This is a genomic window from Streptomyces sp. NPDC040410, from assembly GCF_055595715.1.
This window is the reverse complement of record NZ_JBVIVK010000018.1, coordinates 40306-66859: the sequence shown is the minus strand read 5'-3', so window position 1 is coordinate 66859 and position 26554 is coordinate 40306. Positions and strand designations below refer to the sequence as shown.

Below are 26554 nucleotides of genomic sequence, written 5' to 3'. Positions count from 1 at the left end.
CGGCTCCTCGCACGGGGGAACATCGCACACCGGGGCGGCGTACGCCCCTACGTCAGTCCTGCCGCCCGCGCCCGCTCGACCGCCGGGCCGATCGCCTTGGCGACCGCCTCGATGTCGGCCTCCGTGGAGGTGTGGCCGAGGGAGAAGCGGAGGGTGCCGCGGGCCAGGTCCGGGTCGGTACCGGTGGCCAGCAGGACATGGCTGGGCTGGGCGACGCCCGCGGTGCAGGCGGAGCCCGTGGAGCACTCGATGCCCTGCGCGTCGAGCAGGAGCAGCAGCGAGTCGCCCTCGCAGCCCGGGAACGTGAAGTGGGCGTTCGCCGGGAGACGGCCGCCGGGTGCGGGGTCGCCGCCGAGGATCGCGTCGGGGACCGCCGTACGGACCGCCTCGACCAGGCTGTCGCGCAGGGCGCCGATCTCCCGCGCGAACCACTCGCGCTGCCCTGCGGCCAGTCGGCCGGCGACCGCGAAGGAGGCGATCGCCGGGACGTCGAGGGTGCCGGAGCGGACGTGGCGCTCCTGTCCGCCGCCGTGCAGGACGGGTACGGGTGTGTACTCGCGGCCGAGGACGAGTGCGCCGATGCCGTACGGACCGCCGATCTTGTGGCCCGACACCGTGATCGCGGCGAGGCCGGACGCCGCGAAGTCGACAGGGACCTGACCGAGGGCCTGGACCGCGTCGGCGTGCAGGGGGATGCCGAACTCGGCGGCCACGTCGGCCAGTTCGCGGACCGGGAGGACCGTGCCGATCTCGTTGTTCGCCCACATCACGGTGGCCAGGGCCACGTTGTCGGGGTTGCGGGCGATGGCCTCGCGCAGCGACTCGGGGTGGACTCGGCCGTACGTGTCGACCGGGAGGTACTCGACGGTGGCGCCCTCGTGTTCGCCGAGCCAGTGCACGGCGTCGAGGACGGCGTGGTGCTCGACGGGGCTGGCCAGAACCCGGGTGCGGGCGGGGTCGGCGTCGCGGCGTGACCAGTACAGGCCCTTGACGGCCAGGTTGTCGGCCTCGGTGCCGCCGGAGGTGAAGACGACCTCGCTGGGGCGTGCTCCGAGTGCCTCCGCGAGGGTCTCGCGGGCCTCCTCGACCGCACGGCGGGCCTGGCGGCCGGATGCGTGCAGGGAGGACGCGTTGCCGGTGGTGCTCAGGTGCGCCGTGAGTGCCTCGACTGCCTCGGGAAGCATCGGGGTGGTCGCGGCGTGGTCGAGGTATGCCATGGTGACCCGATTCTACGGGGACCTGGTTGGCGGCCTCGCTGACAGGTCGGCCGAGGGTGCGCCCCGTCGTCCTCGGGGCCCCGAGTCCTGCTCAGACCGCAGCCCGCGGCCTCAGAAGCTCCACGAAACCGTGTTGTCCGCCTGCATGAAGGCCAGCAGGACCACCAGGTCCGCGACGCCCAGGCCGAGGCCCAGGTAGGCGCGGCCACGGCGGGCCGTGCCGCGCCACAGGGCCACGCCCGCAAGGGCGATGGCGATCGGGCCGAGGAAGAGGTTGAGGACGAGGAGGCCCAGGAGGCCGAGGATGAAGGACGCGACGGCCATGCCGTCGGCGTCGCGGGTACCGGTGCGGCGTGTGGCCGGTGCGGTGAGGTGCATGTCTGCCAGCTCCCGACGATCAGTGGGTCGACGTGTGACGACGGCCGTGGCGCTCGCGGAGCGCGAAGACGCCGAGCCAGGCGGCGATGACGGCGGCCGCGACGACGGTGAAGATGAGCGGCGCGTGGGCAACGGTGCCCAGCACGACGCCGAGCAGCAGAAGTGCGGCGACGAGGAACAGCATGGGACGGGATCCCCCTCCGAGATGCCTGCGAGACGCCTCTCGTTACGTTTCGGCGAACGACTGTAGTAACACTTGTTCACTGACTACTGAGTCTAGCGCGCTTCACGGCTTTCCAATTCCGGAGAACAGTTGTTAACTGCATGGTATGAGTCACACCCTCGGGATCCGGCAGGCCCAGAAGCAGAAGACCCGACAGGCGCTCCTGGACGCAGCGTTGACCCTGCTGGAGGAGCAGAGCCTGAGCAGCCTGGGCCTGCGCGAGGTCACGCGTGCCGTCGGCGTCGCCCCGACGGCCTTCTACCGGCACTTCCGCTCCACCGCGGACCTCGGCGTGGCCCTGGTCGAGGAGGCGCTGGGCAGCCTGCACCCGATGATCCGGACGACGGTGTCCGCGGCGGGCGACAGCGGTGAACGCATCGCGCGCGCCATCGAGTTGATCGCCCGCCATGTAGACGCGTACCCCGCTCATGTCCGATTCATCGCCCGCGAGCGACATGGCGGAGTCCAGCCCGTGCGCGAGGCCATCCGGGCCCAACTCGCCCGGTTCGCCGAGGAGGTGAAGGCGGAACTCACCAAGGACCCGGAGTCCGCCGGCTGGAGCGACGACGACCTCCTGATGCTCGCCCACCTGTACGTCGACCAGATGCTGATCACGGCCTCGCTGTTCCTGGAGGCGCTGGAGGCTCCGCGGGAGCGGCGGGAACGCGTCACCCAGGTCGCCACCCGCCAGCTGCGGCTGATCAGCATCGGCCGCCGGCACTGGCTGGACTGAGCCCGGACGAGGGGTCGACGGGCTCGCCGTCCGGCCGTTCGCCGGCCAGGCCGTGGACGACACCTGGCCTACGGCTACGACGAGGTCAGGACGAGGGCCCTCGCGGCCTGGGCGGGCGCCGACCGGATGGAAGCGCCGGTGCGCGGTCTCCGCGGCCGGGCGCCGGCTGCCCGCCCACTGCACCTCCGTCGGCAATGCGCGCCCTGGGGCGAGGTGTCCGGCCACAACGCCCTGTCCGGGTATGCCATGGAGATCGTGGCGCCCACCTGGGACCTCACCGAGACCCTCGCCCGACCCCGCGACTCGACCCGGAACCGGCCGAGTTCTCCCTGGTCGCCACCCGACACGCCCTGCCGGACGCACAGCGCGACGAACACACCCCGTTCGACTCGGCCCGGCCGCCCCCCGAAGGAGCCGGTGCCTACGAGGAGTTGGCGGCCCGGCCGGGGCGGCAGCCGCTCACAGCCTGACGCGCGCGAGCTGCCGCGACTGCGCCACCAGCCGGTCCGCGCTGTCCCATACCTCGGCGTCCTCCTCCAGGAAGCCGCCGGCGAGGTTGCGGGTGGTGATCGACACCCGCAGCGGGCCCGGCGCCGGACGGGAGCGGACGTGGACCGTCAGCTCGACCGTCGGGACCCAGCCGGACAGGCCGATCTCGAAGGCGGTCGGCGGCAGCGCGTCGACCGCGAGGAGCACTGAGAGGGGATCGGCGTCGCGGCCGTCGGCGAGCCCGAACCAGGCACGCATCTCCCCCTTCCCGGACGGCGCGCCGAGCGCCCAGCCCAGCGTCGACGGGTCGAGCCTCAGCATCAGCCGGTCGGCGATGGCCGAGCTGCCGTCGACGGGGGCGGGGCCGTCCTCGGGGCCGAAGCACTGGTCCATGGGCGGGAAAACGGGCGGCTCGGCCGTCGTACGGACGTCGTCGGGCAGTGTGTCCAGGTCGCCGTAGGAGGCGAGGACGCGGATGCGTTCCACCTCGCGGCCCTCGTCGTCGTACTGGAAGAGGGAGGCCTGGCCGGTCGACAGGGTCCGTCCGGTGCGGACAAGGTCCGTGCGGACGACGGCCGGGCCGGGCTGGGACGCGGTCAGGTAGTGCGCCGAGATCGTGAACGGGTCGGAGTGCGGCAGGGCGTCCGCGAGCGCACGGCCCAGGACGGCCAGCAGATAGCCGCCGTTGACGGCGCTGATGATCGTCCAGCCGGCGGAGAGGTCGATGTCGTAGACGCCGGGTTCGCGCCGGGTGACCGCGGTGTCCCGGTCGAACTCGCTGTCTCCGATCGTGGCCCGTACGGCCGCTGCGGTGGCTGCTTCTGGCATGCCTGAACGGTACAACAAGAAACTACTAAGCGGTAGCTTTGGTTCAGGTGAGGGAAGGGCAGTTTCTCGGCACGTGTCCGCACTCGTCCGTAAACCCGAGCGCCCGGCCATCCTCCGCAGCTACTCCTCCCGCACCGTCGACCGGCGGTTCCACGCGCGCGGTGCTCGCCAGTGGAACCGCATCGCGAGCAGCCGCAGAACGAAGGCGGTGAGGACCGCGACGCCGCTGGTGAACGGGGTGAGGGCGTCGTAACGGATGCACAGCACCACCAGGGTGGCGCCGACGATCGCCGGCACCGCGTACAGGTCGCGGTCCCAGCGCAGCAGCGAGGGTACCTCGTTGGCGAGCACGTCCCGCAGCACACCACCGCCGACCGCGGCACCGAGTCCGAGGGCCGCAGACGCGGTGAGGCCGAGCCCGTGGTCGTACGCCTTGACAGTCCCGGCGACGCAGAACAGGCCGAGGCCCGCCGCGTCGAAGACGTTGACCGCGATCTGGATGCGCTCCACCTGCGGGTGGAGGAAGAAGACCAGCAGGGCGGCGAACAGCGGCGTGATGAAGTACCCGAGGTCCGTGAAGGCGGCGGGCGGTACGGCCCCGATGACCAGGTCGCGGAACACTCCTCCGCCGAGCGCGGTGACCTCGGCGAGAACGGCGATGCCGAAGACGTCGAAGTTCTTGCGCACGGCCAGCAGCGCGCCGGAGATGGCGAACACGAAGATCCCGACGAGGTCGAGCGCGTGCTGGACGGAGGGGCTGAATATCTGCTGGAGCACCCTTCTATTCTTACCCATCACAAAGCCCCCGCCTTACAAACCAAGGCGGGGGCTTCCAGGATCCTACTTCTCCTTGGAGATTTCCTCCGAAGACGGCTCTCCGTCAGCCTCGGCGGAGGGCTCGGCGGCGGTCTCGGCCGACCTCCGCGCCGACTCGTCCGGGACCTCGTCGGAGACCAGCTCCGCAGCCGCCTTCGCGGCGGTCAGCAGGACGGTGTCCTGCGGGGCCTGGTCCGCGAAGTTCTCCGGGTGGTGGCAGGCGACCTGCTGGCCGGGCTTGAGCTCCACGAGCTTCGGCTCCGTCGTCCGGCAGATCTCCGTCGCCTTCCAGCACCGGGTGTGGAAGCGGCAGCCGCTCGGCGGGGAGATGGGCGAGGGCACGTCGCCCTGGAGCAGGATCCGCTCGCTCCCGGCCGCCTTGCGCCGCGGGTCCGGGACCGGCACGGCCGACATCAGCGCCTTGGTGTACGGGTGCATCGGCGCCTCATACAGCGCGGTACGGTCGGCGAGTTCGACGATCTTGCCGAGGTACATCACCGCGATCCGGTCCGAGACGTGACGGACGACCGAGAGGTCGTGCGCGATGATCACGTACGTCAGGCCCAGCTCGGACTGCAGGTCGTCCATGAGGTTGACAACCTGTGCCTGGATCGACACGTCGAGCGCGGAGACCGGCTCGTCCGCCACCACGAGCTTCGGCCTCAGGGCGAGCGCGCGGGCGATGCCGATGCGCTGGCGCTGACCGCCGGAGAACTCGTGCGGGTAGCGGTTGTAGTGCTCGGGGCTCAGCCCCACCAGCTCCAGGAGCCGCTGGACCTCCCTCTTCACGCCGCCCTCGGGCTCGACGCCCTGGAGCCGGAACGGTGCCGAGACGATCCCGCCGATGGTGTGCCGCGGGTTCAGCGAACCGTACGGGTCCTGGAAGATCATCTGGATGTCCCGCCTCAGCGGGCGCATCCCGGCCGCGTTCAGCCTCGTGATGTCCTTGCCCTCGAAGTGGATGCTTCCGGCGGTCGGTTCCAGGAGCCGGGTGATGACCCGTCCCATGGTCGACTTGCCGCAGCCCGACTCCCCGACCACGCCCAGGGTCTCGCCTTTGCGCACCTGGAAGTCGATGCCGTCGACCGCCTTGACGGCGCCGACCTGGCGCTGGAGCACGCCCTTGCGGATGGGGAAGTGCTTCTGCAGGCCCTCGACCTCGAGCAGCACCTCGCGCTCGTCAGTAGCCGGCGCCTGCTGCGGAATCGTGGGGCCCGGGCCCGTTTTCTTCGTCTCACTCACAGCTTCGGCACAATCTCTTCGGTCCAGATCCGCGTACGGTCCTCCGGCGAGAGATGGCAGGCGGACCAGTGGCCGCCCTCGATCTGCTGGAGCTCCGGGCGCACGGTGCGGGTGACACCGCCCTTGGGGATGTCCGCGTACGGGCAGCGGGGGTGGAAGGCGCAGCCCGAGGGGACGTTGATGAGGCTCGGCGGCTGGCCCTTGACCGGGATGAGCCGCTCAGATGTCTCACGGTCGATGCGGGGCATCGAGCCGAGCAGGCCCCAGGTGTACGGGTGCTGCGGCTTGTCGAAGATCTCGTCGACCGGACCGCGTTCCACGCACCGGCCGGCGTACATCACGAGGACGTCGTCGGCGATCTCGGCGACGACACCGAGGTCGTGGGTGATGATGACGACCGCGGAGCCGAACTCCTTCTGCAGGTCCCGGATGAGGTCGAGGATCTGCGCCTGGACGGTCACGTCGAGGGCGGTCGTCGGCTCGTCCGCGATGAGCAGCTCAGGGTTGTTGACCAGCGCCATGGCGATCATCGCGCGCTGGCGCATACCGCCGGAGAACTCGTGCGGGTAGCCGTCCACACGCTTGGCGGGCTCGGGGATGCCGACCCGGTCGAGCATCTCGATGGCCCGCTTGCGGGCGACCTTCTTGCTGACGTCGTGGTGGACCCGGTACGCCTCGACGATCTGGTTGCCGATCGTGTAGTACGGGTGCATCGCGGACAGCGGGTCCTGGAAGATCATCGCCATCTCACGGCCGCGGAGCTTGCGCACCTCGTCCGGGTCGCCGCTGACCAGTTCCTTGCCGTCGAGCCAGATCTCGCCCGACATCTGGACGTTCTTGCCGCGCGCGCCGAGCCGGTGCAGGCCCATGATCGCAAGCGAGGTGACGGACTTCCCGGAGCCCGACTCGCCCACGATGCTGAGGGTCTTGCCCTTCTCCACCTGGAAGCTGAGCCCGTCGACGGACTTGACCAGGCCGTCGTCGGTGGGGAAGTGCACCTTGAGGTCACGCACTTCGAGGAAGGCGCTCGGAGCGTTCGAGGGCGCGTTGACGGGCTCCCCCACGGCGGCGCCGGTCTTGGACAGTTCGGTCACGAGAGCCTCACCCGCGGGTCGGCGGCGGCGTACAGCAGGTCCACCAGAAGATTTGCGATCACGACGAACAAGGCTGCGAGCAGGGTGACGCCGAGGATCGGGGGCAGGTCGTTGTCCTCGATGGACTTCACCGCGTACTCGCCGATGCCGTGCAGCGAGAACACCGTCTCGGTGATCAGCGCACCGCCGAGCAGCAGACCGAGGTCCATACCGAACACGGTGATGATCGGCGTCAGCGCGGCGCGCAGACCGTGCCGGGCGACCACCCTGCGTTCTCGAAGGCCCTTGGCGCGGGCGGTGCGGATGAAGTCCTCGTTCATCGTCTCCAGCATGCCCGAGCGGGTGAGCCGCGCGTAGATGGCGGAGTACAGCAGGGCGAGAGAGCACCAGGCGGGGAAGAGCGTGTTGGCCCACTGTGCCGGGTTCTCGGTGAACGGGACGTAGGTGCGGCCGAAGATCGGCCACTGGTAGGTGAAGAGCAGCAGGGCCAGGTTGCCGGTGAAGAACATGGGCAGCGAGACACCGGCGAGCGCGACGCCCATGAACGTGCGGTCGAAGAACGACCGGGGCTTGAGAGCCGAGATGACACCGACCGCCACACCGGACACCAGCCACATCACAGCGGCACCGGCGGCCAGTGAGATCGTCACCGGAAGGCGGGACATGAGCTGCGGCCAGACCTCGACATGGGTTTTGAAGGAGTAGCCGAAGCACGGCGCGTTGCAGTGCGCCGTGGTGGGGCCCAGGTCGTAGGTGGCCCCCGACACGATCCCCTTGATGAAGTGCCAGTACTGGACGTACAGGGGCTGGTCCAGACCGAGGTTGTGCTTGACCGCGGCGATGTCGGCCTTCGACGGGCTCTTCCCGATGTACTGCTGGGCCAGCTGGTCGGCGGTCTGGCCGGCGAGCCGTGGCAGCAGGAAGAAGATGGCGAAGGTGACCGCGGTGACGACCAGCAGCAGGATCACTGCCGCGATCGTCCGGCGGAGGATGTACGAGATCACGGGGACCGGCGCTGGTGCCCGCGGGCCTCACGGCCCGCGGGCACCAATGCCTTCACCTGCCTTCCGGGGCTACTACTTGGTCGAGCCGATGTTGAGGTAGTCGTACTGACCGCTGAAGGCAGCCGTCGAGACCAGGTTGGTGAAGGTCGTCGGACGGTACAGCAGGACCTTGAAGTAGGTCAGCGGGACGAGCACCGCGTCGTCCATGGCCTTCTTGTCGACCTCGGTGTACAGGCTGTCGCGCGCGGCCTTGTCCTGCGTGCCGATCGCCTTCTCCAGCAGCGCGTTGACGTCCTTGTTGTCGTACTGCGAGAGGTTGGTGTTGCCGGACGCGCCGATGGCCTTGCCGTTCAGGATCTGCTGCAGGAAGCCGTAGCCGGACGGCCAGTCGGCGCCCCACTGCATCATGATCAGGCCGATGTTCTGCCTCTCGGTGAACTTCGGGACACCGGCGTAGTCGGTGAAGTACTTGCCCGACGGGTACTGCTTCAGGCTGGCGTTGATGCCTGCCTTCTTCAGCGAGTTGATGATCGCGGTGGCCGCGTCGATCTCCTGCGGACGGTCGCTGCGCGCGGAGATGTTCGTGTTGATCGCCGACCTGCCGCAGGCCTTCAGCTGCTCCTTGGCCTTGGCCAAGTCACCCTTGTTGCCGTCGGTCGCGTAGACGTCCGACTTCTGGTAGCCGGGGATGTCCGGCGGGAGGACGGTGGAGGCGATGTCACCGCGGATCGGGCCGCCCTCGGCGGTCTGCACCGAAACCTTGTCGATCGCGTACTGCACGGCCTTGCGGCAGGCGGCGTTGTCGAACGGCTTCACCTTGGTGTTGATCGCCATGTAGACGAGACGGCCACCGTACGTGTTGTCGGTGTTGGCCTTCTTCGCCGCGTCGTTGACGACCTGGGCCTGCGTCGAGGCCTGGACACCCGTGCCACCCAGGTCGATCGCGTCACCGGCCTGGACGTCCTTGTCGATCGTCTCGGCGTTGACCTTCAGGTTGACGACGATCTTGTCCGGGTACTGCTTGCGCAGCGGGTCCGTCTTCGGGTCCCAGTTCTTGTTGCGGACGAGGACGACCTGCTTGCCCTCGTCGTAGCTCTGGAACTGGTAGGAGCCCGAGGAGACGATGTTCCTGACGTAGTCGATGCCCTTGTCCTTGGACTGGGGCACGGGAGCCGTCTGCGGGGTCGCGACCAGATAGTCGAACTCCTGGAAGGCGACGTTGAGGTGGAAGACGATCGTGGTGTCGTCCGGCGTCTCGATCGACTTCAGGCCCTCGGCGCTCTTGTCCTTGTAGGGGCCCTTGTACTTGTCGCCGCCCGCGAGGAACTGCTGGAAGTAGTTCGGGCCGAGGGAGAGCACGTCACGCGCGAAGTTGGAGCGCTCGACGGCGTACTTGACGTCCTTCGACGTGATCGGCGTGCCGTCCTGGTACTTCAGGCCCGGCCGCAGCTTGTACGTCCAGGTCTTGCCGCCGTCGCTCGGCACACCCGCACTCGCGGCGAGGTCCGGGACCAGCTCGTTGCCCTTCTCGCCCGGGGCGGGCTTGAAGGTCATCAGCGGGCGCGCGTACAGCCGGCTGAGGTTGTACATGTACGCGTAGTACGTGTTGCCGGGGTCGAAGGAGTCCGGGACATCGGAGTACTCATAGGTGACCGTGCCCCCCTTCTTGGTCGATGCGTTGACGACGTCCTTGGTCGCTGCGTTGGCCCCAGCCGACTGGTTTCCGTCGTTGTCCGTGTTGTCATCGGCCTTGCTGCAACCTGCGAGCAGCAAGCTCACACTGCCGATCGCCGCAACCGCGGCCAGCGCTGACCTTCGCATGATGGTCTGCTTCCCCTTCATTTGTGGAAACCTGTTGGACTCTCGTCGCGGCCGCGGGTCAGCGGCTGCGCGGGTCGAGAGCGTCACGGAGACCGTCGCCGAGCAGATTGAACGCCAGCACGGTCACGAAGATCGCAAGACCAGGCACGATCATGTACTGCGGGTCGACCTGGTAGTAGTCGACCGCCTGGTTGAGCATGCCGCCCCAGGATGCCTGCGGCGGCTGGATGCCGACGCCGAGGAAGCTCAGGGACGCCTCGAAGAGGATGTTGGTCGGGATGAGCAGCGTCGAGTAGACGATGATCGGGCCGACGAGGTTCGGCAGCAGCTCCCGGAAGAGGATGTACGGGCCCTTGGCGCCCATTCCCCGGGACGCGTCCACGAACTCCCGCTCACGCAGGGCCAGCGTCTGGCCTCGCACGATGCGGCCCAGATACGGCCAGTTGAAGAAGCCGATGACAAAGATCAGCACGCTGATGTGGAGCGGCAGCCCTTCCAGGCCGAAGGCGCCGCCCTGCAGCGTGGCGGAGATGGCGATGGCGAACAGCAGGAGGGGGAAGGCGAGGAAGGTGTCCATCAGCCGGCTGATGATCGTGTCGACCCGTCCGCCGTAGTAGCCGGCCACCACGCCGAGGACCGTGCCGATCGTGTTGGAGAGGATCGTGGCGCCGAATGCGACGACCAGGGAGACCCAGGAGCCCTCCAGGATGCGGGTGGCGATGTCCCGGCCGAACTTGGGCTCGACGCCGAGCGGGTGGTCCCAGCTCATGCCACCGAAGCCGCCCTTGGGCAGCGAGGTGTTGGGGTCGATCAGGTCCTGGTTGAAGGCGTTCGGGTCCAGCCCGAACACGGCCTGGATGGGCCGCGACAGCAACGCGAGCAGGATCAGCAGGACGACGATGATGCCACCGGCCACCGCCACCTTGTCCCTCTTGAAGCGGGACCAGGCGATCTGCCCCAGGGAACGGCCCTCGATCTGCCCCTTTTCGGCGCCGACGAGTACAGCCTCCGGCTGCGCTTCGGCTGCCGCCCCGGTGGTCTCGATCGGTGCGGTCACAGTGACCTGACCCCTCTCGCCGGTGGTGACCGGCCCCTTTACCCGCCGCTGTCGGCGGCTCGATCTTCTGATGCTGGTGCGTGGCGGCCGCGGATGACACTGCCGCCTTCACGCCGATCCCTCGCCTGGTAGCGCTGACAGGATCGACGCCCTCGCGCCTGAGAGGCGAGTCTTCAACGCTCTCACGATCACGTGCCAGACCTGACGAAGAAAGTATGCGCAACCGTGATGCAGTCCGGAGGATTCCGTTATTCGGACAGCGGGTAACGAGGGTCGGGCGAGTATAAAGTGGGTCGTTTGGGACAGACAGGAATACTCTACCCCTATCTACGCGCGCAGACACCCGGGTGTGCGAAGCCACCGCGCCTGGCGGGCCGATCACTGTCCGTCCGACGGTCAGTACCCGCCGTGGACCGGGGGGTAGCCGTACCCGGCCGCGGGGGACTGGGCCGGGGCCGCATGTGCCTCACGGTCGTAGAAGGGGCGGGCGCTCGCCCGCATCCACATCGCGACCGGGTCGTACTCGTCGGACATCGCCACCGTCGACACCGGCAGCCCGTCCGGGACGGCGCCGATGGACTGCTGCATCATCGCGCGCACCGAGTCCACCGCCGGCGGACTGGTGTCGTACGTGTCCAGGCCGATGGCCAGGTACGGCGCCCCGAGCGCGGGCTGCACCCAGGCGCGGCGCAGCGCGCGGACGGCCGGGGTGCGGTGGGCGTTCTGCGCGAGCAGGGCGTAGAACTGCGGAATCTCGATGCCCGGTTCGGACAGCCGGAGCGGGCCGGCGGGCTGACGCTCCAGGCCGGTCGCGATGCGGCGCAGGTCGAGCCACGGAACACCGACGCCCCCGCCGGGGGCGTGCGGGTTCAGCCAGAGACCGTAGTGCTCCGGGTAGAGCGTCCGGGCGACGTCGACTCCGTCGACGACTTCATAGGAGCGGTTCCAGCCGCTGGCCGAGAGTTCCTGGGCAGAGGTGACGCACGGTGCGTAGCCGTGGCCGTCGACCTCCATCCTTCCGTACTGGGCATCGGGTGAACCGGCCTGGCCGTGCCACAGGAGCATCCAGACCTGGCCGGAGGCGGGGGTCGCGAGTGCGCGAAGGAGCGCCTCGTAGGCGTCGTAGCGCCCCGGCGTCACCTGGCGCAGCATGTGCTCGACCTGGCCGGCCGCGGCCGTGCTGCTCGCACTCACCTGGTACCGCCCCCTTGGGAAGACGTAATAGGAATATGGATATGGACAGGGAACCAGCTTAGGTGGCTCCGCGGGCAACGGGCGCCCAGGAGCCCGGGACTTGTTGAACGTTGACGGGTGCGGGTGATTTGTGGCTGATCGCGGCCCCGCGGCGGAGCCGCTCGACGGCACAACCCCGCGCCCCTGCAGAGCGCGTGTCAGTAACCCTGTTGGTAGAAGGGCCGGACGTTCTCGCGCAGCCAGCGGCATACGGGGTCGTCGGCCACGTCCAGCAGGACCAGGTTCACCGGCCACCGCACCGGGACGCGGCCCAGGGCCCGGCCGAGGGCGTCCAGGGGACCGGCGCGCAGGTCGCCCTCCGTCCGGGACAGTTCGACGCCTATGAACATCACCGGGTCGGCCGTCTCGATCGCGGCGAGACAGCGGCGGGCCGTGCGGACGACGCCCGTCTCGGCGAACTCCGCCGACGCGGCGGCCAGGAAGTCCATCGGGTCGTCCTGCCAGTCGGGCTCGAATAGCCGGACCCGGCCGCCGCTCGAGGGCCCGTCCAGCGGGGTCCGTCCGACGCGGCACAGTTCGGCCACGGCCGCCGGCGGCAGCGGCACGCCGACCACGCCTTCGGGGTTGACGGCGATGCCCACCTGCGGCGGCAGACCGCGGGCGAACTCCACGGCGGGCGCGACGGTGTACGACATGTGGGAGCCGGCGACCTGGCGGAACTGCTCCTCGGAGCTGAAGACCGGCACGTACGTCCGGCCCTCGATCTCCATGGTCGGCAGGTCGAGCGGGCCGCTGTGCGGGCCGCCGCCGCTCGGCAGCGGCACCCAGACGAAGCTGCGGCCGAGGACCTCGATGATCCGTCCCCCGGCCGAGGGGATGCCGAGCGAGGCGGAGAGCACCTCCTCCAGCTCGTTGCCGGGCCATCCGCCGTGCGAATGGGGATGCGCCTGCGTGGGGAAGTCCGCGGGGAGATCCACTGGGAAGTCCATCTGTATGACCGCCTGCTGAGAACCACTGCTGTGGCTGGAAAGGCTAACGGGTGGCGGCGTCCACAGGCTCTCAGCCCGTGAAGCCGATCCGGCGCAGCGCGTCCGCGGCGTCCCGGTCCAGCAGCACCGCCGAGCCGCAGCCCTCGGGCAGATCGCCCTGCTCCACGGAGCGCAACAGCCGGGCGGCCGCCGCGCGGTGGCGCAGGAAGGCGTAGCGCGAGACGCCCCGGCCGCGCTCGCGCTGACCTTCCAGCGCGGTGTCCGGCGTGACGTCGAGCAGCAGCAGGTGCAGGCTGCCGCCGCGGCGGCGGGCCGCGCGGGCCAGCCAGCCGCGCACCCACGCCTGCGTACCGCAGTCGTGTACGACGACTCCCTCGCCGGTGCGCAGGGCGCGGCGCAGCCCTGCGTAGTGGGCGAGGCGGACGAGCGGGCGGTAGACCGCGTACGGCAGGAAGCGCGGCATCCGGGCGTCCCAGCGGTCGCGGGTGTCCTGGGAGTCGATACGGGTGCCGCGTACGGTGCGCCGCATGAGCGTGGACTTGCCACTGCCGGGCAGGCCGGTGATCACGACGAGGTCGCCGGGTCCGAAGAGCAGTGCGTGCGGGCTGTGGCCGCCGCGTTCGCGCAGGTCGCGGAGGACGGGTGCCGGGCGTGCGCCGCACGCCTCGCGGCCCGGGGCCGCATGCTGCTCCGGCAGCGCGACGGCCGAGGTCGTGGCGTACGCCGTGGTCCTGTTCACCGTGATCGTCCTCCCCTGGGGTGGGTCACGAGTTCCCTCCCCGTCGAGTGTAAAGAGAAGGTAATACCGGGTGTCTCGCGTTTTCGTGTTCGTCCTGCCACAAGCCGGTTACAGAGGCGGTCTGCCGTGTGCGGGCGAGGCGTGCAATGATGTGCGCGCCAACTGCATACCGGCCGCTTGAATCCGCGCGGGAGAGTTCCCAGCAGTGCTTCACCGAAGCGTCTTGCTGGGGCGCCGAAGGAGCAAGTCCCTCCCTTGAATCTCTCAGGCCCCATTACCGCGCGGGCGAGGCACATCTGAAAAGCGGGCCGCCACGACGGCGGCTCCACCCAAGGTGCAAGCCAGGACCGCTCCCCGAAGGGCCGGTCATGGCGAACCTCTCAGGTTCCGATGACAGATGGGGAGGAACGACCTCGCCCGTCATGCCCTGGGAGACGACCGACCGATGAGCAGCACCGCACCCCGTCACACCGCGCTCGATGCCCTCCATCGTTCGCTCGGCGCGACGATGACCGACTTCGCCGGCTGGGACATGCCCCTGCGCTACGGCTCCGAGCGCGACGAGCACAACGCCGTGCGCACCAAGGCCGGCCTCTTCGACCTCTCGCACATGGGCGAGATCACGGTCACCGGCCCGCAGGCCGGTCGGCTCCTGAACCACGCCCTGGTCGGCGACATCGCCTCCGTCGGCGTCGGCCGCGCCCGCTACACCATGATCTGCCGGGCCGACGGCGGCATCCTCGACGACCTGATCGTCTACCGGCTCGCCGAGACCGAGGCCGGTTCTTCTCACTACATGGTCGTCGCCAACGCCTCCAACGCCCAGGTGGTGCTGGACGCACTGGTGGAGCGCTCCGCCGGCTTCGACGCCGAGGTGCGCGACGACCGGGACGACTACGCGCTCATCGCCGTCCAGGGCCCCGAGTCGCCGGGAATCCTGAAGTCCCTCACCGACGCCGACCTGGACGGCCTCAAGTACTACGCCGGCCTGCCCGGCACGGTCGCCGGCGTCCCTGCGCTGATCGCCCGCACCGGCTACACCGGCGAGGACGGCTTCGAACTGTTCGTCGCCCCCGGTGACGCGGAGAAGCTGTGGCAGGCGCTGACCGAGGCGGGCGCCCCGGCCGGGCTCGTCCCCTGCGGCCTGTCCTGCCGGGACACGCTGCGCCTGGAGGCGGGCATGCCGCTGTACGGGCACGAGCTGACCACGTCGCTCACCCCCTTCGACGCCGGGCTCGGCCGGGTGGTGAAGTTCGAGAAGGAGGGCGACTTCGTGGGGCGCGAGGCGCTGCGGGAGGCCGCCGCCCGGTCCGAGGCGAACCCCCCGCGCGTCCTCGTCGGCCTGGTCGCCGAAGGCCGCCGGGTCCCACGCGCCGGGTACACCGTGGTGGCCGGCGGTGAGGTGGTCGGTGAGGTCACCTCCGGCGCCCCCTCCCCCACGCTGGGCAAGCCGATCGCGATGGCGTACGTCGACGCCGCGCACGCGGCGCCGGGCACCCCCGGGGTCGGCGTGGACATCCGGGGCACCCACGAGCCGTACGAGGTCGTGGCTCTGCCGTTCTACAAGCGGCAGAAGTGACACAGTCGTAGTCGTCACGGCATTGCCGTCCCAGCGTGACGTCGGGCACATCGTGCCTGCTCACGCGCGCTCCCCTCACTCCCCCATTCATCAGCGGTTCCCGCGTACAGGAGAATTCAGGCCATGAGCAACCCCCAGCAGCTGCGCTACAGCAAGGAGCACGAGTGGCTGTCGGCCGCCGAGGACGGCGTCGCGACGGTCGGCATCACGGAGCACGCGGCCAACGCGCTCGGCGACGTGGTCTTCGTCCAGCTCCCGGAGGTCGGTGACACGCTGTCCGCGGGCGAGACCTGCGGCGAACTGGAGTCGACCAAGTCCGTGTCGGACCTGTACTCCCCCGTCTCCGGTGAGGTCACCGAGGTCAACGAGGACGTCGTCAACGACCCGTCGCTGGTGAACTCCGCCCCCTTCGAGGGCGGGTGGCTGTTCAAGGTACGCGTCGCGGAGGAGCCGGCCGACCTGCTCTCCGCCGACGAGTACACCGCCTTTTCCGCCGGCTGAGGAGTCGTAGCCCCATGTCCGACCACACGTCCGTTCTGAACACGCCCCTGCACGAGCTGGACCCGGACGTCGCCGCCGCGGTCGACGCCGAGCTGCGGCGCCAGCAGTCCACGCTCGAGATGATCGCCTCGGAGAACTTCGCCCCGCTCGCGGTCATGGAGGCGCAGGGCTCGGTTCTCACCAACAAGTACGCCGAGGGCTACCCCGGCCGTCGCTACTACGGCGGCTGCGAGCACGTCGACGTCGCCGAGCAGATCGCCATCGACCGGGTGAAGGAGCTGTTCGGCGCCGAGTACGCCAACGTGCAGCCTCACTCGGGCGCCTCCGCCAACCAGGCGGCGCTGTTCGCGCTGGCCCAGCCCGGCGACACCATCCTCGGGCTCGACCTCGCCCACGGCGGTCACCTGACCCACGGGATGCGGCTCAACTTCTCCGGCAAGCAGTTCAACGTGGTCGCGTACCACGTGGACGACGCCGGCCTCGTCGACATGGCCGAGGTCGAGCGGCTCGCCAAGGAGCACCGGCCGAAGGTGATCATCGCCGGCTGGTCGGCGTACCCGCGGCAGCTGGACTTCGCCGAGTTCCGCCGGATCGCCGACGAGGTCGAGGCGTACCTGTGGGTCGACATGGCGCACTTCGCGGGCCTGGTCGCGGCCGGCCTCCACCCCAACCCGGTGGACTACGCGGACGTCGTCACCTCCACCACCCACAAGACGCTGGGCGGCCCGCGCGGCGGCATCATCCTCGCCAGGCAGGACTTCGCCAAGAAGCTGAACTCGTCCGTCTTCCCGGGCTTCCAGGGCGGTCCGCTGGAGCACGTGATCGCGGCCAAGGCGGTCTCCTTCAAGGTCGCCGCCTCGGAGGAGTTCAAGGAGCGCCAGCGCCGTACGGTCGACGGCGCGCGGATCCTCGCCGAGCGTCTCACCGCGCCGGACGCCCGCGAGGCCGGCGTCAACGTCCTGTCCGGCGGCACCGACGTCCACCTCATCCTGGTGGACCTGCGCGAGTCCGAGCTGGACGGCCGGCAGGCCGAGGACCGCCTCCACGAGGTCGGTATCACGGTCAACCGCAACGCGGTCCCGGACGACCCGCGTCCGCCGATGGTGACATCGGGTCTGCGGATCGGCACTCCGGCCCTCGCCACCCGCGGTTTCACGCCCGAGGACTTCGCCGAGGTCGCGGACGTCATCGCGGAGACGCTCAAGCCGTCCTACGACGCGCAGGGCCTGAAGGCCCGGGTCAAGGCGCTGGCCGACAAGCACCCGCTGTACCCCGGTCTGAACAAGTAGTTCTTTTCTGTGGGGTGCCCCGCACACTCGTGAGTGGGCGGGGCACCCCGACCCCCGCACCGCCCCGTCCTGAGGAGTCACCGTGGCCATCTCGGTCTTCGACCTGTTCTCGATCGGCATCGGCCCGTCCAGCTCCCACACGGTCGGCCCGATGCGCGCGGCGCGCATGTTCGCCCGCCGGCTGCGCAACGAGGGTCTGCTGGACTCCGCCGCGTCGGTCCGGGCCGAGCTGTACGGCTCGCTCGGCGCGACCGGACACGGCCACGGCACGCCCAAGGCGGTGCTGCTCGGCCTGGAGGGCGCCTCGCCGCGGACGGTGGACGTGGAGACGGCCGACCAGCGGGTCGAGGACATCAAGGCGGCCGGCCGCATCCGTCTGCTCGGCAAGCGCGAGATCCCCTTCTCCTTCGACGACGACCTGGTCCTGCACCGCCGCAAGGCGCTCCCGTACCACGCCAACGGCATGACCCTGTGGGCGTACGGCGCATCCGGGGCCGAACTGCTGTCGAGGACGTACTACTCGGTGGGCGGCGGCTTCGTCGTCGACGAGGAGGCGGTGGGCGCGGACCGCATCAAGCTGGACGACACGGCCCTCAAATACCCCTTCCGTACGGGCGACGAGCTGCTGCGGCTGACGAAGGAGACCGGCCTGTCCATCTCGTCGCTGATGCTGGAGAACGAGCGGGCCTGGCGCACGGAGGAGGAGATCCGGACGGGTCTCCTGGAGATCTGGCAGGTGATGCGGGCGTGCGTGTCGCGCGGCATGTCCCGCGAGGGCATCCTGCCGGGCGGCCTGAAGGTACGGCGCAGGGCCGCCGTGTCGGCCCGCCAACTGCGCGCCGAGGGCGACCCGCTGGCGCACGCCATGGAGTGGATCACGCTCTACGCGATGGCGGTCAACGAGGAGAACGCGGCCGGCGGCCGCGTGGTGACGGCCCCCACGAACGGAGCGGCGGGAATCATCCCCGCCGTACTCCACTACTACATCGACTTCGTGCCTGGCGCCGACGAGGACGGGGTGGTCCGCTTCCTGCTCGCCGCCGGCGCCATCGGCATGCTCTTCAAGGAGAACGCCTCCATCTCCGGCGCCGAGGTCGGCTGCCAGGGCGAGGTCGGCTCGGCCTGTTCCATGGCGGCCGGCGCCCTCGCGGAGGTCCTGGGCGGCAGCCCCGAACAGGTCGAGAACGCCGCCGAGATCGGCATGGAACACAACCTCGGCCTCACCTGCGACCCGGTCGGCGGCCTCGTCCAGATCCCGTGTATCGAACGCAACGGCATGGCCGCGGTGAAGGCCGTCACGGCGGCGAAGATGGCGATGCGCGGCGACGGCTCGCACAAGGTGTCCCTGGACAAGGTCATCAAGACGATGAAGGACACCGGCGCGGACATGTCGGTGAAGTACAAGGAGACGGCCCGGGGCGGGCTGGCGGTGAACATCATCGAGTGCTGAGGGAACGGGCCCTGCCCAGCGCGTTCGTGTCTTTCAGCGCTGTCGGGGCCTTCCCTGCTTACGCGGCGGAAAGTCCCTGAGAACTCCCTGGGACAGGCGTGAAAGTCCCTGAAAAGTCCCCGGGATGTCCCCAAGGCACCTCGCTCTTTGATGGTGGCACGGGCTGAAACGTCAGGGCCTGCCCCAGCCCTCTTAGAGGACATTCTGAACCGGTATGCCCGATTCCCGTATTGGTCAGGCGCCGTCCTGGCGGTCACGTGGTCCTTCGGCGGCTTCTACAGTGTCCCGAGGCGGGGCGGGCGGGACGGCAGATCAGAAGGGCTGACTCAAGAACGTGGTGAGGATCGAGCGATTGGCGGACCTGAAGCCCGTCCACCAGCGACAGGCTGCCGCCCTGGCCCTGTGGCGGTGGCGCGCGCCGATACTCGCGTTCGAATTGGATGCAGAGTGGGGCATCGACCGGTCTGTCCTGGAGTCGCTGTTCCGACTGGCCGCATCTCCCTCTGGTGAACAGTCGGCCGGAGCATGAACAAGGGGAGGTCGACCCACTGCGGCTCCTCGGCGCCCTCGTCCCGGACGTACTGTCTGAGCAGGGAGTCGGCGATGCCAGAGGCCACGACCAGGGGAAGCGCCAACGCGGTGCACGTAGCCAGCCAGCGCCACCTCAGTCGCCCGACGACCGACGACACCGTCCCGGCCGGACGGCGCTGCGTCCAGCGCGCGGCCAGGAACACGGCGGGGATCAAGGCCGCGAGGCTCAGCAACTGTGACGCCGTCAGGCCGATGCTCCGCACAGCGTCGGTCGTTCCGCCCGCCACGCTCAGCGCTATGTCGTCAAGAACCAACGGCACCACGCCCAGGAGGGAGAAACCGACGAGCACGACAACCGTCCCCACAACGGACCGCCACCACCGATAACGACCTGATGTCAGAGCCAACTGGTGGAATTCGCGGGCCTGTACAGGGGCCAAACCGGGCACAGCTCGGTCAGCTCCGTCTAACTGCGGTCATCGGCTCTTCTCCAACTCCTTTGTGAGCGGTGCCCATTCCCTGCGTGGACTGGAGCACCTTCAGGCAGTAATGCGAATCCGCGCTGCGCATGGACTCGCCGTGGACGCGCCCCGTGACCAGGTCCGCCGCTTCCGCCGCTGTTTCCGGAGTCGGATCCCGCTCGCCGCGCCGGCCCTGCCGCAAGAGCGTCCACCCGCACCGGAAAAACGCTCCCCGCGACCCGCGGACGCGGCGCCCGAGGGGTAAGGGCGCCGTGTCCTGTGTCCGATGCCTTGTTGGCCCGCGACGGCTCAGCCCCGGCCGGCCGTACGACGCCTACGGACGACGAAGAGCGTGGCAGCGCCCGCCGCCATGGCGGTCAGAGCAATCCCCGCGATGACGGGCGTGCTGTTCGACGCGCCGGTCTCGGCCAGGTCGCCACTCTGGGCCGTCGGCTGGTTCGTGTCGGTGCCATGGCCGTCCTCTGCCCCGGCCGACGCGCTCGCGTTGCCGGGCGGGGTCGCTGAGGCGGACGGGGTCGGCTCACCGGGATCGCCAGGGTTCGCGCCGCCGTCGCTCTGCGGCAGAGCGCCGGCGAAGACGCCCGCGATCGCCTTGTGCCCCTCGGCGTTCGGATGCGGGTCGTGTGCCGTGGTGCATGCCCAGGTCAACTGACAGACCTTGGCCACATTCGCGGGCACCTCGCCGTGGCCGGGCAGCTCGACGGAGGTGTCGAATTCATCGGAGGAGAAGGCCGTGGCCACGTCGGCGACCTTGAAGTCGGCGGCGCCGTACACCTGGGAGATTGCAGCGTTCCCGGCCTTCATCAAAGGAGCTGAGTCCTTGGCGGCCTGCTGTCCCGCATCGCCGAGGAGCCACGCCGCCAGAACCGGGTTGTAGTACGTCGCACCCGCGTAGTGGGTGCCGGCGGTACCGGCCTTGCGCAGTGCGCCCGTGATCTGGGCGAGATTCGCACCCACGGTCTGGCCGGCACTGTTCATGCAGGCGCCGTCGACGGAGCCCTTCGCCGTGACGCACTTGTCGATGTCGGCGGCACCAACGCTGACCGTCACATAGCTGACCTTGCCGCGGTACTTCGCCATGGCCTGCAGAGCGGCCTCCAGTTGGGACCGCGCGTTCGGGTAGTCGCAGGTGCCGCCCTTGATCAGCGACTCGGTGGTCTCTCCGAAGCAGCCGAGGCGTAGGTGCTTCAGACCCGGCTCACGCTGCTTGAGCTCCGCGAAGAGCACATCGGTGTAGGCGGCGTCCGTGTCCTTGTCGACGTCCGGCTGGTAGCCGGAGGCGAGCGAGTCACCGAGCGAGATGTAGTACGTGGTGCCCGCGCCACCTTCCGACTCGTCGGCGGCGGCCACGCCGGGCGCGCTCATCACAAACGCCGCAGCGACGGTGACCAACAGGGCGCGCCTGCTCGCGAGCGAGGCCGTGGCCCTCGCCACTGCTCCGGCGCCCGGCATGAACGGCCGGGCGGAGACCGCCCTCGGCTCGGCGCGGAACTTGAGGGCGGAGCGCTGGACCTTCTTCATCAGTGACCTGACTTTCCATCGACTCAAGACATGAACCTCCCCGCTGAGCCCGGGTGCCGTGCCACTACGTCAGTGGTCGTGCAAAGGGGGTGGACCGCGGGAGCCACACAGAACGGGAGCCTCGGTTCGAAATGAATCCTGAACCTAGTTCTGTTGACTTGTTCGACAATATATCAGCAGACTTTCTGCTTGCAGGGCAGGTGACTTGGCAGCGCAGTTGGGTCAGGCACGCAAGGCGAACGCTGCCTCCGAGCGTCGGGGCCGGCGCAACGTCCGTGTGCACGAAGCAGGTTGAGCGGCGTTCTGTGAGGCCACGGGGCCGGTCTTCTTGCCGGAGGCCCGGTGATGGTCGAGGAGCCGGCGTATGCCTCCGCGGGCGTCGGTGAACCGGGTGCGGTCGTCGCCCATCTCGGCCAGCACCCGGGCGCCGAGCTGGACACCAAGGCCGGGGAAACTGAGAAGCCATCCGCTTACCGATCAACGGGCTTGCCTGGTCGAACAAGGGTCCTGATCGGGTGATCGCGGTGCGGCCGGCGCATGACGGCAGGGCCTCGCGGTAGCTCAGGGTTGTCGAAGCCAACGAGTTGTTCCGGGAGGCCCTGTTGCCGCAGTCTTTCGCGCTCGTGTGTGTGCAGTCCAACTCAGCTTCTCCGTCGTGTGACTGCCTCGCGCACAGGTTCGGCAATGCGGCCGACGGCCCAGACCGCGCTCCTTGCTACGGCTCGGACATGACGGAGGCGGAATGGCAGATCGTCCGGGCCTTGCTGCCCGTTCCGGCCTGGCTGGAAGGGCGGGGCGGCCGCCCGGAGGGGTATTGCCACCGGCAGATGATCGATGCGGTCCGCTACGTCGTGGACAACGGCGTCAAGTGGGCGAACCTCCCCAGCGACTTCCCGCCGTTCAAACGGGTGCACGCCTTCGCCCGCCGCTGGCAGATCCAGGGCTGCTCACCGAACTCCACGACCGGCTGCGTGACCGTGTCCGCCGGCAGGAGGGCCGCAACGTGGACCCGACGGCGGCGATTGTGGACTCGCAGTCACTGCGGGCCGCGGCGAACATCCCCCGCTCGACGTCCGGCTGGGACGGCGGGAAGAAGGTGGCCGGGCGCAAGCGGCACCTGGTGGTCGACTGCCTCGGCCTGGTCCTGGTGGTGATGGTGACCGCGGCGAGCGTGCAGGACCGGGATGCAGCCGTGACGCTGCTCGAGCGGCTGCGCAAGCTGTACTTCTCCATCCGCCTCGTCTGGGCGGATGGCGGCTACGCCGGTCGGCTCGTCGACTGGGCGGCCGAGAAGCTCCAGCTCATCCTCGACATCGTCAGACGCTCCGACCACACCACCGGCTTCGTGGTGCTCCCGCGCAGGTGGGTCGCGGAAAGAACGCTGAGCTGGCTGATGCGCTCGCGCCGCCTGGTGCGCGATGTCGAGACACTGCCCGCCATACACGAGGCCATGGTGCTGTGGTCCATGACCATGCTCATGAGCAGTCGCCTGGCCGGACGCCGCCCAGGCGCCTTCAGCCGGCCGGTGCGAGCGCGGTGAACACGCCGGGCCGCACCTGCCGGACCCATCCCCGCTCCACCAGACGTTTCGCCTTCGACCGCAGTCCCTCAACCTTCGCCGGGACCGCCTCCAGCCCGAGGGCAGCGGCCAACTGCTGGCAGCGCATGCCCTCCCGGCCCGCTTCCGACTCCAGCACCGACACGATCCGCTCGTAGTCCGGCACCAGGACCGACGCGTCCATGCCTTCGGCCCGGTGCGGCACCACCGATCCCACCACCGCGCTCCCCACGGGCTTAGCGACAACACAAGACGGCTCGGCCAAAACCTCGGCCACCGTTGCTCGGGCATCCACCAGCCGCTGAAGCGCAGCTTCCGCCTCGTCGAGCGCAGCCCGCAACCGCGCCACCTCTTCCCGGACCTTCTTCTCCCGAGCCTCCAGCAGACCGAGCACCGACGGCACCAGCCACCTCCACGAGCGACGCAAGCGGACCAACCACGCCCATCTCTCCCGTCACACAGCGGAGTTCATGCCCACCACAGCCGAACCAACCGATCACGTTCGGAAAGCGGATGGCTTCTTAGGGCAGTGCGTCGACAGCGGCCTGCCACGGGTAGGCGTCGAGGTCACCGTGGCGTGGCTTGTGCGGGGTGAACCCACCTTCCCCGAGCAGGATGGTGACGCCGGCGGCCCGCAGGGTCTCGACGCTGCGGGGAACGGCGGGGTGGGCGCCCTGGGCGTCGTTCCAGTGAGGGAGCGCGACGGTCGGAATCTGCAGCCCGATCGCTTCCGTGATCAGCCCCAATGCCAGTGTGTCGCTTGTGCCTGCGGCCCACTTGTTCAAGATGTTGCTGGTCAGAGGCGCCACGAGAATGGCGTCCGGGGGTGGGAGAACGTCTGGCTGGCTGGGGAGTTTGTACTGCCAGCGCACGGGGTGCCCGGTGAGCTGCTGCAGGGCCTCGACCTCGCCCTCGACGTCCTCGGTGGCCCACCGGTAGGCGGCGGGCGTCAGGATCGCGCACACATCCCAACCGGCGCTCTGGGCGGCGCTGATGGGGATGTGCAGGCGGCTGGCGGGCGGTGCAGCACAGGCGATCAGGTACAGGGTGCGGTTCGTCACCCGGGCAGTCCACAGCGATCAGCGAGCGCGCGCAACCGGCCCTCTGCAGAACCGGCCACGAGTAGCTGCAGGTTCTCGACGAGCGCTCTCGTGCGGGGGCGGCACTGGACCTCTTCGGGCGCCAGCTCCTCGGCCTCCAGCAAGGTGGCGACGGCCTGCTCCCGGAATCCGGCCTGCAGCTCGCCGTGCGCTCGGTCCGTGAGCAGGTGCGCCCTGCGCTCCTTCGGCAAGTTCCCGAACGATTCGGCAGGGATCCCCGATGCGACCGCCACGGCGTCCGCCCCCTCGGACAGCTGCACGTGGGCGGCGACGGTGTACAGCGCCACGTTGGTCGGCCCAAAGCTGGTCCAAAGCCGGTTGTCGTCGCCTCCGAGGTGCTCGGCCTGCTCCTCGGCCTGGCCCAGGAAGTCAGGCACGCGGCGGGAGTACCGGCCGGGGTTGCGGTCCTCGGCCTCAGCGGCGGCCGCGGCCGTTATGGCGGCTTTGAGGTAGAGCATGCCCAGCACGCTGTAACCGCCCGGTCCGCTGCGCAGCAGCTCGGGCTGTAGCCGCTGGGCTGCGGCCAACACGAACTCCGCGGCCTCGGCGGCCTGGCCGTTGTTGGTCATTGCGTCGCCGAGGTGCCGCGCGGCGCTGGCCTTGATCACAGGGTTCTCGGACCGCTCGGCGGCCGCGACGGCGCGGTGGCCTGCGATGACGGCCAAGTCGGTGGACCCCCCACTTGATGGCGGCCGCCTCGGTCAACTCCAAGCTGAGTGACAGCAGTTCGTACGAGACGAGCCGGTCGTCCCCTGCGTGCCGTTGCGCGGCCCGGGTCGTGTCGACGAGCAGCTTCGGGATAGCTCCGCTGAGCTGGACGAAGTGCCCGGCCTGGAAGCCGAGGCGGGCATGGGTGAGGGAACGGCGCAGCTGCTCGACGGGGAGGGGCTCGGCAGACGAGTTGTCGCACGACCCGGTGATGACGTCGTGCCGGTGCGACAGGGGGATGACATCGAACCAGTCGCCGCCGATGCCGGCGCGGGAGCTCGCCGGCCGGTAACGGGAGGCGACCTCGACGGCCGTCTGCCTGGGTGCATGCTGCGGGAGCAGACTGCGCTGGAGGGCGAGTGCCGTGTCGCGTTCCCGTGTGTAGCGGCGGGCGTTGTCGACGCACACAGCCGCGCGTGCCGCGAGTTCCTTGGCGAGCAGCAGATCGTCGTCGTCGAAGGGTTCCGGTGTCCGGTGGCGGCCGAGGATCGCCAGGCCGAGCGTGATGCCGCGGGCACGCAGTGGTACCACCAACAGGGTATGGATGCCGTGGGTGTCGATGCTCCGGACGCTGTCAGGGGAGTCCGCGGCCCTGTTCTCGAACCGGTTACGGCGTGTCCCAGATCTGGCACATCGGCGCCACCTCGTTGCGACAATGCGTTTCTAGGCTTCACTATCAGCGGGCTCCGCAGAAACCGGAAGGCCGCCGATTTCACTCCCCGAAACGAAAGTACTTCCATGCGCATCTCGACTCTGCTGTCTAGCGCCCTCATAGTCCTGGCCCTTTCGGGAACGGCTGGCTGCGCCATTGACGTGACGACGCCGGGCGGGAAGAAATCTGACCAGACGCAGGGTCCGCAGACTCCGGATGCCACTGTCGGAGCCGCTTCGGACGGTCCTTCGGATCCGGCTGCCCCTTCCGGTCCGGACAGCGCTCCCCTCTCCGCTGACAAGACCGAGCCGCTCAAGATCGACGGTTTTTCCCTCACCCAGTCCGCTGACTGCGCGGGACGCGACGTGGTCATCACCGGCAGCTCGAACACGATCAAGCTCACGGGCACCTGCGGAACAGTGACCCTCGAAGGCTTCTCCAACGTCATCGCGGTGGAGACGGTGGACACGCTCGCGATCAAGGGCAAGTCCTGCATCGCGTACCTGAAGACCGTCGGCGCCATCCAGATGGGCAAAGGCAGTTGGAGCGCGACGGTCGGCTGGGTCAACAGCGCCAGCGGCAGTCAGCCTGATGTGTCTGGAACAGGTGATTCGAGCACCGTCGTCCAGATCAGCGAGGAGGACTACGAGGACGCGGTCAGTTCCTGAGACTACGTGGCAGCGTGGATCTCCTTGGCCCGGCTCGCGATTCTGCGCCGGGCCAGATACTCCTCGGCAGGAAAGGGCGTGAGGATGACCCCGGAGGGTACCCGTGGCTGGAGCGCGCTGTCGCTGCCAAGGTCCCCCCGTGCCGTTCCGGAGGCTGAGCGGTGGCCCGTGAGCTGGAGCAGACGGAGGCTTGACGGAACCCATCGCGGTCTCGACGCGCCCGAGGCCGACGACGAGTCCCTGGCACCCGCGGACCTCATCTCTTCCACTCCCCCGCGCGGCGTACGGCCTCGATCTCACTCTCCCCAACGCATTCCGTGTCGACGGGATCGGTCAACAGGCGTTCCAGCGTGATGTTGAGGCGCAGGGCGGCGAGTCTCACGATGGAGAGCTGCGGATCGGCCTGGCGGCGGCCGGCCTCGAACTCCTCGACCCATCGCACGCTCTTGCCCATGAGCGCGGCAAAGGTCTCATGCGTCATGTTCCGCCGGGTGCGCCAGTACCGGACTCGACGACCGATCTGTAAGGGATCCACTGGGGTTCTCCGAACTCGGAGTGACGACCCACACACATCGTGTGGGCTAGTACTCCAGCAGGATTTCGCTGTCTGACCTGGCCCTTTTCTTCGGGTGGCGGGAGTGTAGCGGGACTTCGATCGTGCAGGAGCGGTCTCACGGAGACCGCCCCTCGA

At 69.2% G+C, this 26554-nt stretch carries 26 protein-coding genes, 2 pseudogenes and 2 riboswitches; of the genes and pseudogenes, 8 read left to right on the top strand and 20 right to left on the bottom strand.

Features of this window, described 5'->3' with window-relative positions; genetic code table 11:
• Nucleotides 1-47: 47 nt before the first annotated feature.
• The 3 genes from ACZ562_RS29635 to ACZ562_RS29625 form a co-directional block, all read right to left on the bottom strand.
• Nucleotides 48-1217 carry a cysteine desulfurase family protein gene (locus tag ACZ562_RS29635; RefSeq protein WP_471185244.1) on the bottom strand — a complete coding sequence of 390 codons (1170 nt, stop codon included), beginning with the start codon at nt 1215-1217 and terminating at the stop codon, nt 48-50.
• A 111-nt stretch (nt 1218-1328) separates the two neighbouring features.
• Complete coding sequence (locus ACZ562_RS29630; protein WP_471185241.1) at nt 1329-1595, bottom strand: DUF4190 domain-containing protein; 267 nt, start codon at nt 1593-1595, stop codon at nt 1329-1331.
• Nucleotides 1596-1614: 19 nt separating this feature from the next.
• Nucleotides 1615-1779: a hypothetical protein gene (locus ACZ562_RS29625; RefSeq protein WP_471185240.1), complete on the bottom strand. Its 165-nt coding sequence runs from the start codon at nt 1777-1779 to the stop codon at nt 1615-1617.
• A 145-nt stretch (nt 1780-1924) separates the two neighbouring features.
• Between ACZ562_RS29625 and ACZ562_RS29620 the strand changes: the two genes are divergently transcribed.
• Nucleotides 1925-2551, top strand: coding sequence for a TetR family transcriptional regulator (locus tag ACZ562_RS29620; protein ID WP_471185238.1), 627 nt, complete (start codon nt 1925-1927; stop codon nt 2549-2551).
• 459 nt (nt 2552-3010) lie between these two features.
• Here ACZ562_RS29620 and ACZ562_RS29615 read toward each other — a convergent pair whose 3' ends face one another.
• The 10 genes from ACZ562_RS29615 to ACZ562_RS29570 form a co-directional block, all read right to left on the bottom strand.
• On the bottom strand, nt 3011-3868 hold the full coding sequence (locus tag ACZ562_RS29615) for a thioesterase family protein (protein ID WP_471185235.1): 858 nt from the start codon (nt 3866-3868) through the stop codon (nt 3011-3013).
• A 120-nt stretch (nt 3869-3988) separates the two neighbouring features.
• Nucleotides 3989-4645 carry a trimeric intracellular cation channel family protein gene (locus ACZ562_RS29610; RefSeq protein ID WP_471185233.1) on the bottom strand — a complete coding sequence of 219 codons (657 nt, stop codon included), beginning with the start codon at nt 4643-4645 and terminating at the stop codon, nt 3989-3991.
• Between the two features lie 63 nt (nt 4646-4708).
• Complete coding sequence (locus tag ACZ562_RS29605; protein ID WP_471185231.1) at nt 4709-5926, bottom strand: ABC transporter ATP-binding protein; 1218 nt, start codon at nt 5924-5926, stop codon at nt 4709-4711.
• Complete coding sequence (locus tag ACZ562_RS29600) at nt 5923-7020, bottom strand: ABC transporter ATP-binding protein (protein ID WP_471185228.1); 1098 nt, start codon at nt 7018-7020, stop codon at nt 5923-5925. The genes ACZ562_RS29605 and ACZ562_RS29600 overlap by 4 nt, the downstream gene beginning before the upstream one ends.
• Entirely contained in the window at nt 7017-8024 is a 1008-nt protein-coding gene (locus ACZ562_RS29595) for an ABC transporter permease (RefSeq protein WP_471185226.1), read from the bottom strand. Before ACZ562_RS29595 ends, ACZ562_RS29600 begins: the two co-directional genes overlap by 4 nt.
• Before the next feature lie 72 nt (nt 8025-8096).
• The gene (locus ACZ562_RS29590) at nt 8097-9845 is read right to left on the bottom strand and encodes an ABC transporter substrate-binding protein (protein ID WP_471185223.1); all 1749 of its coding nucleotides are present in this window, start codon (nt 9843-9845) and stop codon (nt 8097-8099) included.
• Between the two features lie 58 nt (nt 9846-9903).
• Nucleotides 9904-10902 (bottom strand): ABC transporter permease, encoded by a 999-nt coding sequence (locus tag ACZ562_RS29585; protein WP_471185221.1) that lies wholly within the window; start codon nt 10900-10902, stop codon nt 9904-9906.
• A 396-nt stretch (nt 10903-11298) separates the two neighbouring features.
• A complete protein-coding gene (locus tag ACZ562_RS29580; protein WP_471185219.1) occupies nt 11299-12096 on the bottom strand; it encodes an enhanced serine sensitivity protein SseB C-terminal domain-containing protein in 798 nt (265 codons plus the stop codon).
• Between the two features lie 197 nt (nt 12097-12293).
• Nucleotides 12294-13085, bottom strand: a complete 792-nt coding sequence (locus ACZ562_RS29575; RefSeq protein ID WP_471185216.1) for an enhanced serine sensitivity protein SseB — start codon at nt 13083-13085, stop codon at nt 12294-12296.
• A gap of 70 nt (nt 13086-13155) precedes the next feature.
• On the bottom strand, nt 13156-13830 hold the full coding sequence (locus ACZ562_RS29570; protein WP_471185405.1) for an AAA family ATPase: 675 nt from the start codon (nt 13828-13830) through the stop codon (nt 13156-13158).
• 172 nt (nt 13831-14002) lie between these two features.
• Nucleotides 14003-14114: riboswitch (glycine riboswitch) on the top strand.
• A riboswitch (glycine riboswitch) is annotated at nt 14115-14231 on the top strand.
• A gap of 38 nt (nt 14232-14269) precedes the next feature.
• Here ACZ562_RS29570 and gcvT point away from each other — a divergent pair.
• From gcvT to ACZ562_RS29550, 4 genes are all read left to right on the top strand, one after another.
• Nucleotides 14270-15403, top strand: coding sequence for a glycine cleavage system aminomethyltransferase GcvT (gene gcvT / locus ACZ562_RS29565; RefSeq protein ID WP_471185215.1), 1134 nt, complete (start codon nt 14270-14272; stop codon nt 15401-15403).
• Nucleotides 15404-15526: 123 nt separating this feature from the next.
• Nucleotides 15527-15904 carry a glycine cleavage system protein GcvH gene (gene gcvH, locus ACZ562_RS29560; RefSeq protein WP_471185212.1) on the top strand — a complete coding sequence of 126 codons (378 nt, stop codon included), beginning with the start codon at nt 15527-15529 and terminating at the stop codon, nt 15902-15904.
• Nucleotides 15905-15918: 14 nt separating this feature from the next.
• Nucleotides 15919-17193, top strand: a complete 1275-nt coding sequence (locus ACZ562_RS29555; protein WP_471185210.1) for a serine hydroxymethyltransferase — start codon at nt 15919-15921, stop codon at nt 17191-17193.
• Nucleotides 17194-17275: 82 nt separating this feature from the next.
• Nucleotides 17276-18643 (top strand): L-serine ammonia-lyase, encoded by a 1368-nt coding sequence (locus ACZ562_RS29550; RefSeq protein ID WP_471185207.1) that lies wholly within the window; start codon nt 17276-17278, stop codon nt 18641-18643.
• A gap of 1301 nt (nt 18644-19944) precedes the next feature.
• Here the strand turns inward: ACZ562_RS29550 and ACZ562_RS29545 are convergent.
• Complete coding sequence (locus ACZ562_RS29545; RefSeq protein WP_471185205.1) at nt 19945-21204, bottom strand: SGNH/GDSL hydrolase family protein; 1260 nt, start codon at nt 21202-21204, stop codon at nt 19945-19947.
• Between the two features lie 345 nt (nt 21205-21549).
• Nucleotides 21550-21639: pseudogene (locus tag ACZ562_RS29540) on the bottom strand (transposase); the annotation flags it as partial.
• 266 nt (nt 21640-21905) lie between these two features.
• On the opposite strand from ACZ562_RS29540, the gene ACZ562_RS29535 reads away from it, so the two are divergent.
• Complete coding sequence (locus ACZ562_RS29535; RefSeq protein ID WP_471185203.1) at nt 21906-22331, top strand: transposase; 426 nt, start codon at nt 21906-21908, stop codon at nt 22329-22331.
• Entirely contained in the window at nt 22217-22717 is a 501-nt protein-coding gene (locus tag ACZ562_RS29530) for a transposase (protein ID WP_471185403.1), read from the top strand. The genes ACZ562_RS29535 and ACZ562_RS29530 overlap by 115 nt, the downstream gene beginning before the upstream one ends.
• On the opposite strand, the gene ACZ562_RS29525 is transcribed toward ACZ562_RS29530, so the two are convergent.
• The 4 genes and pseudogenes from ACZ562_RS29525 to ACZ562_RS29510 form a co-directional block, all read right to left on the bottom strand.
• A complete protein-coding gene (locus tag ACZ562_RS29525) occupies nt 22692-23138 on the bottom strand; it encodes a hypothetical protein (protein ID WP_471185201.1) in 447 nt (148 codons plus the stop codon). The genes ACZ562_RS29530 and ACZ562_RS29525 overlap by 26 nt on opposite strands.
• Nucleotides 23139-23256: 118 nt before the next feature.
• Nucleotides 23257-23796, bottom strand: a complete 540-nt coding sequence (locus tag ACZ562_RS29520; RefSeq protein WP_471185198.1) for a flavoprotein — start codon at nt 23794-23796, stop codon at nt 23257-23259.
• Entirely contained in the window at nt 23793-24500 is a 708-nt protein-coding gene (locus ACZ562_RS29515; protein ID WP_471185195.1) for a hypothetical protein, read from the bottom strand. Before ACZ562_RS29515 ends, ACZ562_RS29520 begins: the two co-directional genes overlap by 4 nt.
• 271 nt (nt 24501-24771) lie before the next feature.
• A pseudogene (locus ACZ562_RS29510) lies at nt 24772-25134 on the bottom strand (GAF domain-containing protein); the annotation flags it as partial.
• On the opposite strand from ACZ562_RS29510, the gene ACZ562_RS29505 reads away from it, so the two are divergent.
• On the top strand, nt 25084-25863 hold the full coding sequence (locus tag ACZ562_RS29505) for a DUF3060 domain-containing protein (protein WP_471185401.1): 780 nt from the start codon (nt 25084-25086) through the stop codon (nt 25861-25863). The pseudogene ACZ562_RS29510 and the gene ACZ562_RS29505 overlap by 51 nt on opposite strands.
• A gap of 256 nt (nt 25864-26119) precedes the next feature.
• Here the strand turns inward: ACZ562_RS29505 and ACZ562_RS29500 are convergent, their stop codons facing one another.
• Complete coding sequence (locus tag ACZ562_RS29500) at nt 26120-26344, bottom strand: hypothetical protein (RefSeq protein WP_471185193.1); 225 nt, start codon at nt 26342-26344, stop codon at nt 26120-26122.
• Between the last annotated feature and the right edge of the window lie 210 nt (nt 26345-26554).

What these genes read in the sequence shown, in the direction of transcription:
- ACZ562_RS29635 (WP_471185244.1), bottom strand. Translation starts at nt 1,217, where the DNA reads ATGGCATACCTCGACCACGCCGCGACCACCCCGATGCTTCCCGAGGCA.
- ACZ562_RS29630 (WP_471185241.1), bottom strand. Translation starts at nt 1,595, where the DNA reads ATGCACCTCACCGCACCGGCCACACGCCGCACCGGTACCCGCGACGCC.
- ACZ562_RS29625 (WP_471185240.1), bottom strand. Translation starts at nt 1,779, where the DNA reads ATGCTGTTCCTCGTCGCCGCACTTCTGCTGCTCGGCGTCGTGCTGGGC.
- ACZ562_RS29620 (WP_471185238.1), top strand. Translation starts at nt 1,925, where the DNA reads ATGAGTCACACCCTCGGGATCCGGCAGGCCCAGAAGCAGAAGACCCGA.
- ACZ562_RS29615 (WP_471185235.1), bottom strand. Translation starts at nt 3,868, where the DNA reads ATGCCAGAAGCAGCCACCGCAGCGGCCGTACGGGCCACGATCGGAGAC.
- ACZ562_RS29590 (WP_471185223.1), bottom strand. Translation starts at nt 9,845, where the DNA reads ATGCGAAGGTCAGCGCTGGCCGCGGTTGCGGCGATCGGCAGTGTGAGC.
- ACZ562_RS29575 (WP_471185216.1), bottom strand. Translation starts at nt 13,085, where the DNA reads ATGGACTTCCCAGTGGATCTCCCCGCGGACTTCCCCACGCAGGCGCAT.
- gcvT (WP_471185215.1), top strand. Translation starts at nt 14,270, where the DNA reads ATGAGCAGCACCGCACCCCGTCACACCGCGCTCGATGCCCTCCATCGT.
- gcvH (WP_471185212.1), top strand. Translation starts at nt 15,527, where the DNA reads ATGAGCAACCCCCAGCAGCTGCGCTACAGCAAGGAGCACGAGTGGCTG.
- ACZ562_RS29555 (WP_471185210.1), top strand. Translation starts at nt 15,919, where the DNA reads ATGTCCGACCACACGTCCGTTCTGAACACGCCCCTGCACGAGCTGGAC.
- ACZ562_RS29535 (WP_471185203.1), top strand. Translation starts at nt 21,906, where the DNA reads ATGACGGAGGCGGAATGGCAGATCGTCCGGGCCTTGCTGCCCGTTCCG.
- ACZ562_RS29505 (WP_471185401.1), top strand. Translation starts at nt 25,084, where the DNA reads ATGGATGCCGTGGGTGTCGATGCTCCGGACGCTGTCAGGGGAGTCCGC.
- ACZ562_RS29500 (WP_471185193.1), bottom strand. Translation starts at nt 26,344, where the DNA reads ATGACGCATGAGACCTTTGCCGCGCTCATGGGCAAGAGCGTGCGATGG.